Origin of the sequence: Enterobacter cloacae subsp. cloacae ATCC 13047 (assembly GCF_000025565.1) — a bacterium.
GTDB classification, from domain to species: domain Bacteria; phylum Pseudomonadota; class Gammaproteobacteria; order Enterobacterales; family Enterobacteriaceae; genus Enterobacter; species Enterobacter cloacae.
In genome coordinates this window covers 826824-845252 of record NC_014121.1, presented here as the reverse complement: position 1 = coordinate 845252, position 18429 = coordinate 826824, and the positions used below count along the sequence as shown (strand labels likewise).

At 54.0% G+C, this 18429-nt stretch carries 15 protein-coding genes; 6 read left to right on the top strand and 9 right to left on the bottom strand.

Going from position 1 to position 18429, the window contains the following annotated elements; all coding sequences use genetic code 11:
• Positions 1-37 precede the first annotated feature (37 nt).
• Genes surA through apaH form a run of 5 tightly spaced genes read left to right on the top strand, consistent with a single transcriptional unit; the run spans position 38 to position 4362 of the window.
• On the top strand, positions 38-1324 hold the full coding sequence (gene surA, locus ECL_RS04105) for a peptidylprolyl isomerase SurA (protein WP_013095542.1): 1287 nt from the start codon (positions 38-40) through the stop codon (positions 1322-1324).
• Positions 1324-2310 carry a 4-hydroxythreonine-4-phosphate dehydrogenase PdxA gene (gene pdxA / locus ECL_RS04100; protein WP_013095541.1) on the top strand — a complete coding sequence of 329 codons (987 nt, stop codon included), beginning with the start codon at positions 1324-1326 and terminating at the stop codon, positions 2308-2310. Before surA ends, pdxA begins: the two co-directional genes overlap by 1 nt.
• Positions 2307-3128 carry a 16S rRNA (adenine(1518)-N(6)/adenine(1519)-N(6))-dimethyltransferase RsmA gene (rsmA, locus tag ECL_RS04095; RefSeq protein ID WP_013095540.1) on the top strand — a complete coding sequence of 274 codons (822 nt, stop codon included), beginning with the start codon at positions 2307-2309 and terminating at the stop codon, positions 3126-3128. The genes pdxA and rsmA overlap by 4 nt, the downstream gene beginning before the upstream one ends.
• A gap of 3 nt (positions 3129-3131) precedes the next feature.
• Entirely contained in the window at positions 3132-3509 is a 378-nt protein-coding gene (gene apaG / locus ECL_RS04090; protein ID WP_013095539.1) for a Co2+/Mg2+ efflux protein ApaG, read from the top strand.
• A 4-nt stretch (positions 3510-3513) separates the two neighbouring features.
• A complete protein-coding gene (gene apaH, locus ECL_RS04085; protein WP_013095538.1) occupies positions 3514-4362 on the top strand; it encodes a bis(5'-nucleosyl)-tetraphosphatase (symmetrical) ApaH in 849 nt (282 codons plus the stop codon).
• A 39-nt stretch (positions 4363-4401) separates the two neighbouring features.
• Here apaH and folA read toward each other — a convergent pair whose 3' ends face one another.
• From folA to kefF, 3 genes are all read right to left on the bottom strand, one after another.
• Positions 4402-4881, bottom strand: coding sequence for a type 3 dihydrofolate reductase (gene folA, locus ECL_RS04080; protein WP_008502023.1), 480 nt, complete (start codon positions 4879-4881; stop codon positions 4402-4404).
• A 114-nt stretch (positions 4882-4995) separates the two neighbouring features.
• The gene (gene kefC / locus ECL_RS04075; RefSeq protein ID WP_013095537.1) at positions 4996-6861 is read right to left on the bottom strand and encodes a glutathione-regulated potassium-efflux system protein KefC; all 1866 of its coding nucleotides are present in this window, start codon (positions 6859-6861) and stop codon (positions 4996-4998) included.
• On the bottom strand, positions 6854-7384 hold the full coding sequence (kefF, locus tag ECL_RS04070; RefSeq protein WP_013095536.1) for a glutathione-regulated potassium-efflux system oxidoreductase KefF: 531 nt from the start codon (positions 7382-7384) through the stop codon (positions 6854-6856). Before kefF ends, kefC begins: the two co-directional genes overlap by 8 nt.
• A gap of 746 nt (positions 7385-8130) precedes the next feature.
• Here kefF and ECL_RS04065 point away from each other — a divergent pair.
• Entirely contained in the window at positions 8131-10674 is a 2544-nt protein-coding gene (locus ECL_RS04065) for an autotransporter family protein (protein WP_013095534.1), read from the top strand.
• A 47-nt stretch (positions 10675-10721) separates the two neighbouring features.
• Here the strand turns inward: ECL_RS04065 and ECL_RS04060 are convergent, their stop codons facing one another.
• The 6 genes from ECL_RS04060 to fkpB all read right to left on the bottom strand — a co-directional run bounded on the left by ECL_RS04060 (position 10722) and on the right by fkpB (position 18369).
• On the bottom strand, positions 10722-10955 hold the full coding sequence (locus ECL_RS04060) for a YgdI/YgdR family lipoprotein (protein ID WP_013095533.1): 234 nt from the start codon (positions 10953-10955) through the stop codon (positions 10722-10724).
• Between the two features lie 139 nt (positions 10956-11094).
• On the bottom strand, positions 11095-14319 hold the full coding sequence (gene carB, locus ECL_RS04055; protein WP_013095532.1) for a carbamoyl-phosphate synthase large subunit: 3225 nt from the start codon (positions 14317-14319) through the stop codon (positions 11095-11097).
• A gap of 18 nt (positions 14320-14337) precedes the next feature.
• Complete coding sequence (carA, locus tag ECL_RS04050) at positions 14338-15486, bottom strand: glutamine-hydrolyzing carbamoyl-phosphate synthase small subunit (protein ID WP_023620045.1); 1149 nt, start codon at positions 15484-15486, stop codon at positions 14338-14340.
• A gap of 454 nt (positions 15487-15940) precedes the next feature.
• Positions 15941-16762 carry a 4-hydroxy-tetrahydrodipicolinate reductase gene (dapB, locus tag ECL_RS04045; protein ID WP_013095530.1) on the bottom strand — a complete coding sequence of 274 codons (822 nt, stop codon included), beginning with the start codon at positions 16760-16762 and terminating at the stop codon, positions 15941-15943.
• Between the two features lie 205 nt (positions 16763-16967).
• The gene (gene ispH / locus ECL_RS04040) at positions 16968-17918 is read right to left on the bottom strand and encodes a 4-hydroxy-3-methylbut-2-enyl diphosphate reductase (protein WP_013095529.1); all 951 of its coding nucleotides are present in this window, start codon (positions 17916-17918) and stop codon (positions 16968-16970) included.
• A 1-nt stretch (position 17919) separates the two neighbouring features.
• Positions 17920-18369, bottom strand: coding sequence for an FKBP-type peptidyl-prolyl cis-trans isomerase (gene fkpB, locus ECL_RS04035; RefSeq protein WP_013095528.1), 450 nt, complete (start codon positions 18367-18369; stop codon positions 17920-17922).
• Positions 18370-18429: the final 60 nt, after the last annotated feature.

Below are 18429 nucleotides of genomic sequence, written 5' to 3'. Positions count from 1 at the left end.
CGTAATCCGCTTTGCGGTTAATTGAAATGGAAAAAGTATGAAGAACTGGAAAACGCTGCTGCTCGGTGTCGCTATGGTTGCGAATACCAGCTTCGCGGCCCCCCAGGTTGTTGATAAGGTCGCCGCTGTGGTTAACAACGGTGTCGTGCTCGAAAGTGACGTTGACGGTTTGATGAAATCTGTGAAGCTCAATTCGGGCCAGGCGGGTCAGCAACTTCCGGATGACGCAACGCTGCGCCATCAGATCCTGGAACGTCTGATCATGGATCAGATTGTCCTGCAAATGGGTCAGAAAATGGGCGTGAAGATCACTGACGAGCAGCTTGATCAGGCGATCGCTAACATCGCTAAGCAGAACAATATGACCCTGGATCAGATGCGTAGTCGTCTGGCCTATGATGGCATCAGCTATTCAACCTACCGTAATCAGATCCGTAAAGAGATGCTGATCTCAGAAGTGCGTAACAATGAAGTTCGTCGCCGCGTCACCATCCTGCCGCAGGAAGTCGACGCGCTGGCAAAACAGGTGGGCAACCAGAACGATGCCAGCACCGAGCTGAACCTGAGCCACATTCTGATCCCGCTGCCAGAGAACCCAACGTCTGACCAGGCCGCAGAAGCGGAAAGCCAGGCGCGCGCTATCGTTGAGCAGGCACGTAACGGCAGTGACTTTGGCAAGCTGGCCATTACCTACTCTGCAGACCAACAGGCGCTGAAAGGCGGCCAGATGGGCTGGGGACGTATTCAGGAACTGCCATCCATCTTTGCCCAGGCGCTGAGCACTGCGAAGAAAGGCGACATCGTGGGTCCAATCCGTTCAGGTGTTGGCTTCCACATCCTGAAAGTCAACGATCTGCGTGGTCAGAGCCAGAACATCTCCGTCACCGAAGTTCATGCTCGCCACATTCTGCTGAAACCGTCACCGATCATGACGGACGATCAGGCGCGTGCGAAGCTGCAACAGATTGCTGCGGACATTAAGAGCGGAAAAACGTCGTTTGCGAATGCCGCAAAAGAGTTCTCTCAGGATCCTGGCTCTGCTAACCAGGGCGGCGACCTGGGCTGGGCGGCGGCGGATATCTACGATCCGGCATTCCGCGATGCGCTGATGAAGCTGAACAAAGGCCAGATGAGTGCGCCGGTACACTCCTCCTTTGGCTGGCATCTGATCGAACTGCTGGATACCCGCAACGTTGATAAAACCGACGCAGCGCAGAAAGACAGAGCCTATCGTATGCTGTTCAACCGTAAGTTCTCTGAAGAAGCGGCAACCTGGATGCAGGAACAACGCGCCAGCGCTTACGTGAAAGTTCTGAGCAACTAATGAAACAGCATCGTGTTGTGATCACCCCCGGCGAACCCGCCGGGATTGGGCCTGACCTCGTGGTCCAGCTTGCCCAACGTAGCTGGCCGGTGGAACTGGTCGTCTGTGCTGATGCAACACTGTTACAAGACCGGGCTTCACTGCTCGGTCTGCCTTTAACGCTTATCCCCTACGTTGAAGGCCAGCAGCCTGCACCGCAGCAAGCCGGAACGCTCACGCTTCTTCCCGTCCCTCTTCGTACTCCTGTTATTCCGGGTCAGCTCAGCACTGAAAACGGCCACTATGTTGTCGAAACCCTGGCGCGCGCCTGCGATGGTTGCATAAAGGGTGAATTTGCTGCCCTGATTACGGGCCCCGTGCATAAAGGGGTGATTAACGAAGCCGGTATTCCGTTCACCGGACATACCGAGTTTTTTGAAGAGCGATCGCACAGCCCGAAAGTGGTGATGATGCTGGCGACGGAAGCGATGCGGGTGGCTCTGGTAACAACTCATCTGCCGATTAAGGCCATTCCTGACGCCATCACCCCTGAACTGCTACGGGAGATCATCGGGATACTGCATCACGATCTGCAGACCAAATTCGGCATTAAACAGCCGCACGTTCTGGTCTGTGGCCTGAACCCACACGCCGGGGAAGGCGGGCATATGGGGACTGAAGAGATCGACACCATCATTCCGGTGCTGAATGAAATGCGGGCGAAAGGGATGAACCTGAGTGGGCCATTGCCTGCCGATACCCTTTTCCAGCCCAAATACCTGGATAATGCCGATGCCGTGCTCGCGATGTACCACGATCAGGGCCTGCCCGTGCTAAAATACCAGGGCTTTGGCCGCGGTGTGAATATCACCCTCGGTTTACCTTTTATTCGAACGTCCGTTGACCACGGTACTGCGCTGGATCTGGCAGGCCAGGGAAAAGCGGATGTCGGCAGTTTTATTACGGCGCTTAATCTCGCCATCAAAATGATTGTTAATACTCAATGACTAATCGAGTCCATCAGGGCCACTTAGCCCGTAAACGCTTCGGGCAAAACTTCCTCAACGATCAGTTCGTGATCGACAGTATTGTCTCGGCCATTAATCCGCAAAAAGGCCAGGCGATGGTTGAAATCGGCCCCGGTCTGGCAGCACTGACTGAACCCGTCGGCGAACGTCTGGACGAACTGACCGTTATCGAACTCGACCGCGATCTCGCTGCTCGTCTGCAAACGCACCCGTTCCTTGGGCCGAAGCTGACGATTTATCAGCAAGATGCCATGACCATGAATTTTGGCGAGCTGTCGGAAAAAATGGGTCAGCCGCTGCGCGTATTCGGTAACCTGCCCTATAACATCTCCACGCCGCTGATGTTCCACCTCTTTAGCTATACTGATGCCATTGCCGACATGCACTTCATGTTGCAAAAAGAGGTGGTAAACCGTCTGGTTGCAGGGCCGAACAGTAAAGCGTATGGTCGTTTAAGCGTGATGGCACAATATTTCTGCAATGTGATCCCGGTACTCGAAGTGCCGCCGTCTGCCTTCACGCCGCCGCCAAAAGTCGACTCTGCGGTTGTGCGCCTTGTGCCGCATAAAACGATGCCATACCCGGTCAAAGACCTGCGCGTACTGAGCCGCATCACCACAGAAGCCTTTAACCAGCGCCGTAAAACGATCCGTAATAGCCTCGGCAATCTGTTCACCGTTGACGTGCTGGCCGAACTGGGCATTGACCCGGCAATGCGAGCAGAAAACATCTCTGTTGAGCAGTACTGTAAACTGGCTAATTACATTAGCGAAAATGCGCCGCCGAAGGAGAGTTAAGCCATGATTGATTCGCCCCGCGTCTGTGTCCAGGTACAAAGCGTTTACGTTGAGTCGCAGTCCTCACCCGATGAAGAACGTTTTGTTTTCGCCTACACCGTGACCATTCGCAACCTGGGGCGGATGCCTGTGCAACTGCTCGGGCGTTACTGGCTTATCACTAACGGCAATGGCCGTGAAATCGAAGTTCAGGGTGAAGGTGTGGTTGGTGAACAGCCCCACATCGCCCCTGGCGAAGAGTATCAGTACACCAGCGGTGCAGTAATTGAAACACCGCTGGGTACCATGCAAGGCCATTATGAAATGGTCGACGTCGATGGCAATGTGTTCCGCGTTGCTATTCCTGTGTTCCGTCTCGCCGTTACAACACTCATTCATTAATCTAATGTCTACATATCTGATTGGCGACGTTCACGGTTGCTACGATGAACTGATCGCATTATTAAAACAGGTCGACTTTACGCCAGGACGGGATATTCTCTGGCTGACGGGCGATTTAGTGGCGCGTGGGCCAGGCTCCCTGGAGGTTTTACGCTTCGTAAAATCGCTGGGCGACAGCGTTCGCATGGTGCTGGGCAACCATGATTTGCATCTGCTCGCCGTCTTTGCCGGCATCAGCCGCAATAAGCCGAAAGATCGCCTCACCCCGCTGCTGGAGGCGCCAGACGCCGACGAACTGATCAACTGGCTGCGTCGTCAGCCCCTGTTGCAGATCGATGAAGAGAAAAAACTGGTCATGGCACACGCCGGGATCACCCCACAGTGGGATCTTGAGACGGCAAAAACCTGCGCGCGTGATGTAGAAGCCGTGCTGGCGAGCGATTCCTATCCCTTCTTTCTTGATGCCATGTACGGCGACATGCCAAATCACTGGAGTGAAGATCTGAGCGGTCTGGCGCGTCTGCGTTTTATCACGAACGCGTTCACACGGATGCGTTTCTGCTTCCCGAACGGACAACTGGATATGTACTCAAAAGAGACGCCGGAAAGCGCACCTGCACCGCTTAAACCGTGGTTTGCGATCCCCGGACCGGTCACCAGTGAGTACAGCGTGGTGTTTGGCCACTGGGCCGCGCTAGAAGGGAAAGGCACGCCGGAAGGGATCTACGGTCTTGATACCGGTTGTTGCTGGGGCGGGGATTTAACCTGCTTACGCTGGGAAGATAAAACATACTTCGTGCAGCCGTCCAACCGACAGCTGGACCTGGGGGAAGGCGAGGCAGTCGCCTCCTGAGAGTGAATTCCCTCTCCCGGCCGGGAGAGGGTCTATCAACTAGCGACGTTCCAGAATCTCGAAGCAGTAGCTGTGTGAGTTCTGCGCATCCGCGTCGTGAAATTCGCTGAATACCGATTCCCACTCGTCCGGATCGTAGTCCGGGAAATGGGTATCGCCTTCCACTTCCGCATCAATATGCGTCAGATAGAGCTTTTGCGCTTTTGGCAGGAACTGCTCATATACACGCCCACCACCAATCACCATGATCTCTTCGGCGTTACCGCAGGCGGCAATCGCCTCGTCCACGGATTTCACCCATTCGACGCGATCGTCAGTGCCTGGCTGGCTACTGATCACGATATTCTTACGGCCCGGCAATGGACGACCAATCGACTCCCAGGTCAGGCGGCCCATCACTACCGGCTTGTTTAACGTCGTACGTTTAAACCATGCGAGATCGGCAGGCAGGTTCCACGGCATGGCATTTTCCATACCGATAACACGGTCCACCGCCAGCGCTGCAATCAGACTGATCATTGAAAATTTCCCGGATGCAAAAAATTGCCGCCACTATACGGAAAGCTTAATCTTTCGTCGACTGGCGGCATGGTAAAGAGCGAGAAATTTTTTAATATTGCTGGCAACTCCACTTCACGCGGAAGGTTTACTCTCCGGTTCGTCCGCCGGATCGCCGGTATGCTTGCCCTCCTCCGTTCCCTGCCAGCCATGACGCTGCACCAGCGACAGATGATTACGATCCTCGTTAATGATCTCTGTCAGCATCGCACTGGTGCGTTTAAACACCGCCGCACGCTCTGTGGCCGTACTGCCCGCCATCGCCACCATCTCTTCCACCATATCGGTATTGAAGCGACGGAACAGATCCGCACGCTCGCGCGCTTCATACGCGCCCAGGCCCAGACTTTCCAGCGCCATGCGGCCAGACTTAAGCGCCCCTTCGAAGGTTTCACGCTCGGGTGCGTCCACCCCCGCCTGTCGCAGCTGGATATAGTGATCCACATCGCGCGCACGGGAGATAATGGTCAGGTTCGGGAAATGCTCCTTCACCAGCTCAACCAGCTGCATACTGGTCTGGGGATCGTCAATCGCGTTGATGAGGACTTCCGCTTTCGCTGCCCCGGCTGATTCCAGCAGATCGACACGCGTTGCATCGCCGTAAAAGACTTTCATATCGAACTTACGCAGGGTATCCACATGGTCCGGATCGTGATCGAGGATGACCATTTTTACCCCGCTTGAGAGCAGTAAACGACCGGTGATCTGCCCAAAGCGACCGAATCCGGCGATGATGACCCGCGGCTGTTCCTCATCGATCTCATCGGCTTCGCGTTCCTGTTCGCTGCCTGTTTTTTCCAGACGCGTCAGCAGCACCAGCAGGATCGGCGTCGCCGCCATCGACAGCGCGACCGCCAGCGTCAGCGCTTTCGCCCACTCGGGATCGAGCACATTGGCCATTTGCGCCGCGCCGAAAACCACAAACGCGAATTCGCTTCCTTGTCCGAGTAGCACGGCGAACCAAAGACGCTGTCTGCCAGGCACGTTAAGCGGACGGGCGATCAGCCACAGCATCACCATTTTGATGACCAGGAAACCGACCAGCAGAATGAGGATCCGTAGTGGATGCGTGACCAGCGTGCCAAAGTCGATAGACATCCCGACCCCGATGAAAAACAGCCCCAGCAGCAGTCCTTTAAATGGCTCGATATCACTTTCAAGCGCGTGTCGGTACTCTGAGCTGGCCAGCAGAACGCCCGCGAGGAAGGCTCCCATCGCCATCGACAGCCCGGCTTCCTCCAGCAGCAGACCAAAACCAAACACCAGGAACAGCGCCACGGCACTGAACACTTCCCGCAACCCGGAGCGGGCGACGAATCGAAGCAGCGGACGTGTTACATACCGGCCAAGCAAGACAACCAGTGCCAGCGCACCGACCACTTTCAACGCAGAGAGGGCAAAAGCGCCGAGCGTGGTGGAGGCCCCACTTGCGGCCAGCAGCGGGATCATCGCCACCAGCGGAATGGCCGCGATATCCTGAAACAGCAGCACCGAAAACGCACTGCGCCCCATCTGAGAAACGGTCAGGTTTCGCTCGTTCATTGCCTGCATGGCAATCGCCGTCGAAGAGAGTGCCAGCGTCATGCCAATAAGCTCTGCCACTTTCCAGTCCATTCCCAGCAGAATACAGAAGCCGCCCAACAGCAGACCACAGGCCGCCATTTGTAGCGCCCCGCCGCCAAACACTGAGGCGCGCAGCTTCCACAAACGCTGCGGGTCAAGTTCCAGACCAATGACAAACAGCATCAGCACGACACCAATTTCGGCGAAATGCAGGATCGCCTCCGCGTCGGTGACCAGGCGGAATCCCCAGGGTCCGATAACACACCCGGCGATCAGGTAGCCCAGCACGGAGCCCAGCCCCAGGCGAACCGCCACGGGCACAATCAGCGCCGCCGCGCCAAGGTAAATCAGCGCCTGTATCAGCGTATGGCTATCCATTATGCGTCTCCTGCCACTCAAGTAAGCGTTGTTTATAATGACGAGCCTGCGCCTGCAACGTCTCATCGTCACAAACAAATGTGCAGTGCATAGCAAATGGAGGAAGCCAGGTAAGACCACAGTAGAGTGCTGTCGCCTGAAGCGGTTGTGCCAGCACCTCAAAACCCGGGAAAGAACCAATATCGAAGTGGCTTTCTCCACCACCGGTGGTCACAGCCCACATCAGGCTTTTTCCCTTCAGCGCATGCCCGTTGTGACCATACGCCCAGCCGTGGGAAAAGACTTTGTCGATCCATAATTTGAGGAGCGGAGGTGTGCTGTACCACTGCATTGGGTGTTGCCAGATGATCAAATCGGCGCGAGTGAGCGCCTCCTGTTCGGCGGCGATGTCGATGTTAAAATCAGGATAAAGTTGATAGAGGGAACGTATCTCTATGTTGTCGAGTGTCCTTACCTGTTCAAGCATGCGCTTATTCGCATGGGAGTGATGCGGATAGGGATGCGCATAAATTATCAGAATCATCAGTTGGCCTGTCTTTACGGTTCCGTTCTCTCTGGTAGCAGTGAGTGTAGACATTTAACTCGCTCACTGAAAGTCTCCCATTGCCTGGTGTCGGCAAATCGCAAGTATGGTAACTGCTTCTTTGGTCATCAATATCGTTCATATATGTGCGTCTTTGAACAAACAGGAATCCATAGCCGCCAAAAATATCTAACCAATTTTACATTTACCACGCTGAAATATTAAGCATTCTTAAAACGTCTTTTTAATAAAACAAAGTATACATAACCTATTGAAAAAATAATAATTTTAGATGGTTTTGCGATAACCGCTCTTCAGAAAAGTATACGCAATTATTAACCTGAACATTTCACGAACTTTTCATTCAAATGGATGTGTGCATGAGTAATATACGCATTGAACTAAACAGAACAACCAGAATGCTCGGAAGACTGTTCCCCGCCATATTGGCATTCACACCAGCAATAACCTCAGCAGGAATTATTGAACAGTCCACTTCCGTCCCACAAGATTTTTCCGCTGATACCGAATATGTTATCAATAAAGATGTAACGATTTCTTCCTCAAGCAATAAAGCAGCCGTATCCGTATCAGGTATTGATGTCACATCAGTAACAAATAAAGGTAATATATCTGGAGCGGCCAACGGTCTTGATATTAACACCGGCGCTCAACGAGTCATCATTACGAATGAAACTGGAGCAACCATTTCTTCTACTGAAGCAAATGCGGTAAACATCGAATCAATGCAGGGGAATTTAATCAACGAAGGTAATATAAAAGGTGTTCAGACGGGTATTTTCATTAGCGAAAATTCATCAACGGTAAATATTACGAATACAGCAACGGGGAAAGTCGAAGGCAATACAGGGCTTAGTACTGAAGTTGCTACAGCAATTAACAATGAAGGGACATTCAATGGCCTGGAAGGTGATGGTATTGCGCTAAAAAATGGCAATTCCAAAATATCAAATAGCGGTACCATAACAGGCACGCAGAACGGTATTTATGTCTCAGGTAACGCTAAAGTTGATATTACGAATAGCGGTTCGCTCGGGGGTGGAAATGCGGCAGTATTTTTTGCCAGCGATAAAAATAACACCCTGGTGCTTAATACTGGCTCATCATTATCAGGTGACGTTATTTCGACAGTCTCGAAAGGTAACACCCTAACCCTGGTAGGCACCGGTACAGAAGACAGCAATTTTATCGGACTGAACGAAGGCGATGGTTTCGCCTCTGTCAAAATGAACGGTGAAGACTGGACGCTGACGGGTAACGTCGACATCATTGGCGCCGGTGATTCACTGCAGGTGAATAGCGGCAACCTAACCCTGGCGGGTACCGTTTCCAATGCTGGCAATACGCTGGTGGCGAATGAAGCCACGCTCCAGCTGGGCAATGGCGAAGGTATGGCAAGTCTCAGCGGCGGCCTAACCAACAATGGTACGGTTATCTTTAACCAGGGAGGCAATTTTACGTTTTCTACCGACATGACCGGCAGCGGAAACGTAGAGAAAGTTGATGCGAATACGCTGACGCTAACCGGCAACAACAGCTATACCGGCGATACGACCCTGCGAAACGGCACAACGCTGGTAGCGGCAGGCGCAACGTTAGGTGTTGAAAACAGCAATGCCACTCTCACCGTGCAGAACGGGGCAAAGTTTGCCACCGCAGGAACCGTCTACAACAACATCACTATTCTCAGCGGCGGTACGCTGGCAGCGTGGAATGCAATTGAGGGCAACACAACCCTCAGAGACGTCGGCATTGATACCATTAACGGCAACGTGACCAACAGCGGCACGCTTTTGCTCAGTGCAGCCGACCACAGCGTGGGTAATGACTTTACCATCAATGGCGACTATACCGGCGCAGAAGGTAGCCAGATTGTGTTAAACAGCGAGCTGGGTACTGACACGGCACCTACCGATCATCTCACAATAACCGGCAGCAGTTTTGGCCAGTCCGGTGTGACCGTCAGCAACATGGGTGGACTTGGCGCACAGACCGTGAACGGCATGGAGATTGTCAGCGTCGCCGGCAGCTCTGAAGCACAGCTGACGCTGGCCAAACCGGTTGTGGCAGGCGCATACGAATACTCTCTTTACCAGCATAGTGACGGGAACTGGTACCTGGAATCGAAGGCCACGCCACCTGTCGATCCAACAGATGATACCGATGACGGTGATAACACCGACAACGGTGGCAATACCGACGATGGCGGTAACACTGATAATGGCGGTAACAATGACAATGGCAGCAATACCGACGATGGCGGCAACAGCGGCGGCAATGATAACGGCGACGGTGGTAATAATACCGATAACGGCGGCGGCAATACCCCAGCACCAGAAGTGATGGCACCTGAAGTGGGCGCGTATTTAGGCAACTATCTGGCGGCTCAGAGTATGTTCCTGCACAAACGTGACGATCGCGATCAGCTCACTTTCCGTAACGAAGACGATCTGAATACCTGGATGTATGTTAAAGGTCGTTACCATGAAAATGATGCAGGCGGCGATAAAGTCAGCTACGACACCACGACCACCGTTCTGCAAGTCGGCAGCGATTTCCTCAGCAAGCCAATGGACAGCGGTATCCTGCGTGCCGGTGGCATGTTCGGTGCAGGCCAGGCGAAGACCCACTCAGATGCGAAACACAACGTGCGTGACGCACAGGGTAAAGTCGATGGCTTCAACGTTGGGCTCTACGCCACCTGGCAGGAAGATCAGAAATTACGCCTGGGCAGCTACATTGATACCTGGGCCGCTTACAGCTGGTACAACAACAAAGTGACCAGCAACCGCAACGATGAGGATTACAACAGCGAAGGTTTTGCCGCGTCTGTTGAAGTCGGCCATGCGTGGGTTATCCCATCTGAAAACGAGCGTACCTGGAAGATCGAGCCTCAGGCGCAGGTGATCTACAGCTATCTTGATCAGGAAAATCATACGGACCGCGATGGCGTCCGGGTGACGACTCTGGATAACGACAGCGTCTTCGGTCGTCTGGGTGTGAAATCCAGCTATTTCCAGCAAAAGGACGTCACGGCCTGGCAGCCATACGTTGCGGTGAACTGGCTGAAGGGTGCAGGTCAAAACGATCTGGCCTTCAACGACGAAACCGTAAGTAATGATACGCCGGAGGATCGTGGTCAGGTAGAGCTGGGTATTACCGGCAATCTTAACGAAACCACGACGATTTCACTTCGCGCCAGCGGCGAATGGGGTGAAAACAACTATGCCGCTTATGGCGGTCATATTTTGTTAAACCACCGCTGGTAATCCATCCGCATCAAGCAAAAAAGCAGTGGCGGATGCCACTGCTTTTTTTAATTATCCAGTTCACCCATGGATTTAACCTGGTCACGGTTAATCTGCTCGGTTTGACCAGTTTCCGCGTTTTTATACGACACCAGACCGGTATCGTCATCCACCTGCGGTTTGCCGTCCGTAATGATGGTGCGGCCATCGGTGGTTTTCACCGCCTGATTAGATGAACATCCCGCTACGGTGAACATTGCAGTGGCAGCCAGAACGGAAGCGATCAGTAGTTTATTTTGCATGGTGTTTTCCCCTGCTCTCAGTTGAATTTCATTATCGACCTAACCATTTTAGGCTAACTGACTGAATGCGGATGGAAAACCAGAAGGTTCTGAAGAGGGGAAGAATGCCCGGTAACCGAACGGTACCGGGCAATTTGTCTTACTTGTTAATCTGGGCGTGCATTTCCTGGACCGAAATCACCTTCTCGGTGGCATCCGCGTTCAGCGCCATGGCTGTTGCGAAACCGCCGTTCAGGGTGGTGTCGTAATGCACTTTGTACTGCAGCGCGCTGCGGCGAATCAGCTTGGAGTCTTCAATCGCCTGGCGGCCCGCAGTGGTGTTGATGATATAGGTGTATTCGCCATTCTTAATGCGATCCTGAATGTGCGGACGACCTTCATGCACCTTGTTCACTAGGCGCGGGTTGATTCCCGCTTCACCCAGCACAATCGCCGTACCGTGGGTTGCATCCAGCTCGAAGCCCTGTTTCAGTAGCTTGGCAGCAAGGTCAACCACGCGCTCTTTATCACCTTCGCGAACAGAGAGCAGCGCACGGCCAGATTTCTTCATGGTGGAGTTGCTGCCCAGTTGCGCTTTAGCAAACGCTTCTGCAAAGGTGCGGCCCACGCCCATCACTTCCCCGGTAGAGCGCATCTCTGGCCCTAAGAGCGGGTCAACGCCCGGGAATTTGTTGAACGGCAGCACCACCTCTTTTACAGAGTAGTACGGCGGGATAATCTCTTTTGTGACGCCCTGCTGAGCCAGCGTCTGGCCGGCCATCACGCGCGCCGCCACTTTTGCCAGCGGAATACCGGTCGCTTTAGAGACGAACGGTACGGTTCGTGCCGCACGCGGGTTCACTTCAATCAGGTAGACTTCGTTGTCTTTCACGGCGAACTGGACGTTCATCAGGCCGCGAACCTGCAGTTCGAAGGCCAGTTTCTGCACCTGCTGACGCATCACGTCCTGAATTTCCTGGCTCAGGGTGTACGCTGGCAGAGAACAGGCGGAGTCGCCTGAGTGCACGCCCGCCTGCTCGATGTGCTCCATGATGCCGCCAATCAGCACCATTTCACCGTCGCAGATAGCATCCACATCCACTTCAACCGCATCGTCGAGGAAGCGATCCAGCAGCACCGGCGCATCGTTGGAAACGCTGACTGCCGTCTGGAAGTAACGACGCAGGTCAGCTTCGTCGTAGACGATTTCCATCGCGCGGCCGCCCAGCACGTAAGAAGGACGCACCACCAGCGGGTAGCCAATCTCTTTCGCCTTCTCAACCGCTTGTTCAATCGCAGTCACGGTGGCGTTTGCCGGCTGTTTCAGCTTCAGACGGTCAACCGCCTGCTGGAAACGCTCGCGGTCTTCTGCACGGTCAATGGCATCCGGGCTGGTACCGATAACCGGCACACCTGCGGCTTCGAGCGCGCGCGCCAGTTTCAGCGGCGTCTGGCCGCCGTACTGCACGATCACGCCTTTTGGCTTCTCGATGCGCACGATTTCCAGCACGTCTTCCAGAGTTACCGGTTCGAAGTAGAGACGGTCAGAGGTGTCATAGTCGGTAGAGACCGTTTCCGGGTTACAGTTGACCATGATGGTCTCGTAACCGTCTTCGCGCAGCGCCAGAGAGGCGTGTACGCAGCAGTAGTCAAACTCGATGCCCTGGCCGATACGGTTTGGGCCACCGCCCAGTACCATGATTTTGTCGCGGTCAACAGACGGATTCGCTTCACACTCGTCTTCATACGTGGAGTACATGTAAGCCGTATCGGTCGCGAACTCTGCCGCACAGGTATCAACACGCTTGTAGACCGGGTGCAGGTCATACTGGTCGCGCAGCTTGCGGATTTCCGCTTCACGCACGCCGGCCAGTTTTGCCAGACGCGCGTCGGCAAAGCCTTTGCGTTTCAGCATGCGCAGGAAGTCAGCATCCAGGCCATTGATGCCCAGCTCCGCCACTTTCTCTTCCAGACGCACCAGCTCTTCAATTTGCACCAGGAACCAGCGGTCGATGTTGGTCAGGTTGAACACGCCGTCCACGGACAAGCCTGCGCGGAAGGCGTCGGCGATATACCAGATACGCTCTGCGCCCGCGTCTTTCAGCTCGCGGCGGATTTTGGTCAGTGCTTCCGGGTCGTCCAGGCTCACTTTAGGATCGAAGCCGGTCGCGCCCACTTCGAGGCCGCGCAGCGCTTTCTGCAGGGATTCCTGCTGCGTGCGGCCAATCGCCATCACTTCACCCACAGATTTCATCTGGGTGGTCAGACGGTCGTTCGCGCCAGCGAATTTCTCGAAGTTGAAGCGTGGAATTTTGGTCACAACGTAGTCGATAGACGGTTCGAAGGACGCAGGCGTGCGGCCCCCGGTGATATCGTTCATCAGCTCGTCAAGGGTGTAACCGACCGCCAGTTTCGCCGCCACCTTCGCAATCGGGAAGCCGGTCGCTTTAGAAGCCAGCGCGGAGGAGCGGGACACGCGCGGGTTCATTTCGATAACAATCAGACGGCCGGTTTTCGGGTTCACCGAGAACTGCACGTTAGAACCACCGGTTTCGACGCCGATTTCACGCAGTACCGCCATCGATGCGTTACGCATGATTTGGTACTCTTTGTCGGTCAGCGTTTGCGCTGGCGCAACGGTAATGGAGTCGCCGGTGTGGATACCCATCGCATCGAAGTTTTCGATGGAGCAGACGATGATGCAGTTGTCGTTTTTATCACGCACCACTTCCATCTCGTACTCTTTCCAGCCAATCAGCGATTCATCAATCAGCAGCTCTTTGGTTGGGGAGAGATCCAGGCCGCGCTCGCAAATCTCTTCAAACTCTTCGCGGTTGTAGGCGATACCGCCGCCGGTGCCGCCCATGGTGAAGGAAGGACGGATGATGCACGGATAACCCACTTCAGCCGCAACGGCCAGCGCCTCTTCCATGTTGTGAGCGATACCGGAACGCGCGGTGTCGAGGCCGATTTTTTTCATCGCCACGTCGAAGCGACGACGGTCTTCTGCTTTATCAATCGCGTCGGCGGTCGCACCAATCATGGTCACGCCGAACTCTTCCAGCACGCCCTGACGCTCCAGCTCCAGCGCACAGTTCAGCGCAGTCTGGCCACCCATGGTCGGCAGAACCGCATCCGGACGCTCTTTCTCGATGATTTTACGTACCACTTCCCAGTGAATTGGCTCGATGTAGGTTGCATCCGCCATTTCCGGGTCGGTCATGATGGTCGCCGGGTTAGAGTTCACCAGGATAACGCGGTAACCCTCTTCGCGCAGGGCCTTACACGCCTGTGCACCGGAGTAGTCAAATTCACAGGCCTGACCGATAACAATCGGGCCAGCGCCAAGGATCAGGATGCTTTTTATGTCTGTACGTTTTGGCATGGTCTTCTCGGCTCCTGATTATTTAGCGGTCTTACGGTATTGCTCGATAAGTTCGATGAAGTGATCGAACAGCGGTGCGGCATCGTGCGGCCCCGGGCTGGCTTCCGGGTGTCCCTGGAAGCTGAACGCTGGCTTATCGGTACGATGGATACCCTGCAGGGTGCCATCGAACAGGGATTTGTGCGTCACGCGCAGATTAGCCGGCATTGACGCTTCGTCTACTGCGAAGCCGTGGTTCTGTGCCGTAATCATCACCGTGTTGTTGTCAATGTCTTTCACCGGGTGGTTACCACCGTGGTGACCGAACTTCATCTTAATGGTGTTCGCCCCGCTCGCCAGCGCCAGCAGCTGATGGCCGAGGCAGATGCCGAATACCGGAATATCGGTTTCGAGGAAGGACTTGATGGCATCGATAGCGTAATCGCACGGTGCCGGGTCGCCAGGTCCGTTAGAGAGGAAGATGCCATCCGGGTTCATCTTCAGTACGTCTTCGGCAGAGGTTTTCGCCGGCACCACCGTCAGACGGCAGCCGCGATCAACCAGCATGCGCAGGATATTGCGCTTGGCGCCGAAATCGTAGGCAACCACGTGGAACGGCAGCTCGCTCTCTTTTTTCGCTTCCGGCAGGTCATCTGACAGCGTCCAGCTACCTTGCGTCCAGCTGTATGCTTCAGTGGTCGTCACTTCTTTCGCCAGGTCCATGCCATTCAGGCCCGGGAAGGCTTTCGCTTTTTCCAGCGCCAGCGCCGCATCGAGATTGTCCCCTGCGATGATGCAGCCGTTCTGTGCACCCTTCTCGCGCAGCAGACGCGTTAACTTACGGGTATCGATATCGGCAATCGCCACAATGTTATGGCGCTTCAGGTAGGAAGAGAGGTCTTCGGTATTGCGGAAGTTGCTGGCAATCAGCGGCAGGTCGCGAATGACCAGGCCTTGCGCATGTACCTGAGAAGATTCTTCGTCAGCAGCATTGGTGCCGACATTGCCGATATGAGGATAAGTAAGAGTAACGATTTGGCGAGAATAGGAAGGATCAGTGAGGATTTCTTGATAACCGGTCATTGAAGTATTGAAAACGACTTCCCCAACCGCCGAACCCGTTGCCCCTATGGCCCGACCGATAAACTGGGTTCCGTCTTCCAGAACCAATAGCGCTGACTTAATCAAAACACCCTCCAGAGAATATTCACTCACTTTATTTGCATATTAATTCACAACCATGTCATAAATCAATGCAAATGTGTTGCCAGCGGATTTTTGGCAAACGGCGGCATTCTGGAGATTTGCCAGGTAAAAGTCAACTCAAAACGGATATTTTAATTATCCTTTTGCAAGCCTGGAGGCCTGAAAAGATGTTAAGCGGCAAAAAGATCAGGTAAATCACGACAGAAAACGCTTGCGTGGCAAGTTTATTGGAATTTCTGGTACGCAGATAATAAAAAGTGGACCAAACGGTCAAAATTTACATACCAGCAACACAAAATGGCGGGATAACACCTACTTTTAGCCAAAAAAGACAAAAATAAACATGGAATGGGTAAAATAAAAGGGCAATAAATTATTGCCCTATGCAATCAAAAAGTTACGACTGCAATAACCACATCACGATGGGTAATATCTCTTACAAATTGTTGAGATCGAGCACATCACGCATATCAAAAAGACCATTTTCTTTGCCTTTCAGCCACAAAGCGGAGCGAACGGCACCATTCGCAAATGTCATGCGGCTGGATGCTTTATGCGTGATCTCTACACGTTCTCCAATATCGGCGAACATCGCAGTATGTTCCCCGACGATGTCACCCGCACGCACGGTTGCGAAACCAATCGTTCCCGGGACGCGTTCGCCCGTATGGCCTTCGCGGGTATATACCGCGCAGTCTTTTAAATCTTTATCCAGTGCATGCGCAATCGCTTCGCCCATTGCCAGCGCCGTGCCGGAGGGAGCATCGACCTTGTAACGGTGGTGAGCTTCGACAATCTCAATGTCGGTATAATCGCCCATTACTTTTGCGGCCTTCTCCAGCAGCTTAAGCATAACGTTGACGCCCACGCTAAAGTTAGCAGCGAAGACAATAGCAATCTCATGTGACGCATCCTGAATGGCTTGTTTACCGGCTTCATCAAACCCGGTGGTGCCAATCACCATGCCTTTGCCGTGCTGACGGCAAAATGCCAGATGGGTCAGTGTGCCTTCTGGCCGGGTGAAATCGATAAACACATCAAAATCATCTTTCACCGCATCAAGGCTGCTTTGAACGGTAACGCCCGTCTTGCCCGCGCCTGCCAGTTCACCGGCATCGGCCCCAAGAAGCGATGAACCTTCACGTTCCAGTGCAGCGCCCAGCGCTACGCCATCCATCTGAAGTGCCGCCTGAATGAGCTGGCGACCCATACGTCCACCCGCGCCCGCAATAGCGACACGGATCTGTGCATCATGCATAGTTATTCTCTTACGTTAAAATGATGTAAACCGTTTTCAGATTAACCAGCCTTTGTCAGGCCTGCCAACTGAAAACACCGATAATTAGAATTTAACGTGAAACGGACTCAAATATCAGTAAAAGACATGATTTTGTCGTCACGATAAAGTAGCAGATAAAAAAAAGGCCAGCACAGGAGGTGCTGGCCTTTCCTCAGAAGAAGGATTATTCCACTTCGCGTGCATCAATACGCAGCTCTTTCGGGACTTCGAAGACGATGTTTTCTTCGCGGCCTTCCAGCGGAACGGCTTCACCACCACCCAGTTCCTGCAGACGGGTGATCACGTTCTGCACCAGGATATCCGGTGCGGAAGCCCCTGCGGTGACACCGACACAGGCCGCGTTTTTCACCCACGCTTCCTGAATGTCCGTCGCGTCGTCAATCAGAAACGCCGCCTTGCCCATGCGCTGCGCCAGTTCGGCCAGACGGTTGGAGTTAGAGGAGTTTTTCGAGCCGACCACCAGCACCACGTCCGCCTGCTCAGCCAGCGCACGCACTGCTTCCTGGCGGTTAGTGGTTGCGTAGCAGATATCATCTTTACGCGGCCCGACGATTTTCGGAAAACGCTGGCGCAATGCGTCAATCACATCCGACGTATCATCAACTGAAAGCGTGGTCTGCGTCATGAACGACAGACGGGCTTCGTTTTTTACGTTCAGCGTCAGAACATCTTCCGGCGACTCCACCAGATACATCCCCCCTTCCGGGTTGCTGTACTGGCCCATGGTGCCTTCGACTTCCGGATGACCCGCATGACCAATCAGGATCGACTCTTCACCGCGACGGCTGGCGCGCGCCACTTCCATATGCACTTTGGTTACCAACGGACAGGTGGCGTCGAACACCGTCAAATCACGGCTTTTCGCTTCGTTACGTACCGCCTGGGAGACACCGTGTGCGGAGAAAATCAGGATCGCGCCGTCCGGCACTTCGCTGATCTGCTCAATGAAGATTGCACCGCGTTCACGCAGGCTGTCGACCACGTAACGGTTATGTACAACTTCGTGACGCACGTAAATCGGCGCGCCGTAAATCTCCAGCGCGTTTTCAACAATGCTGATAGCGCGGTCTACACCGGCGCAGAAGCCGCGCGGGTTAGCCAACAGGATCTGCATTTCAGGCCTCCAGTACCGGATCGATCTCCAGCACTTCAATATCAAAATGGACGGTGCGCCCGGCAAGAGGATGGTTGAAATCTACGGTGATGGAGTCGCCGTTGATTTCGCGGATCACGCCAGGCATTTCGCTGCCATCCATAGCGGTAAAGAGCATAATCGCCCCGATTTCCGGTTCGCCCGCATCCATAAACTCACGACGAGAGAAGTACTGGATAAGATCCGGGCTTGGCACGCCAAACGCCGCATCCGGCTCCAGCGAAAACGCCTTCTTCTCCCCCTCTTTCAGACCCAGAAGCTGCTGCTCCAGACCTTCAGATAACGACGTATCGCCAAGACGAAACAGGGCTGGTTTGCCGTTATTGCGGGTGGATTCGGCCGTTGAGCCGTCATCCAGTTTCAGCGTGAAGTGAACGAGAACCGCGCTATTGCTTTGTACGGATTTAGACATGCAAATTGCTCGCTTGTTTTGGGTCACCTGTTGCCCGGTGGCGCTGCGCTTACCGGGCCT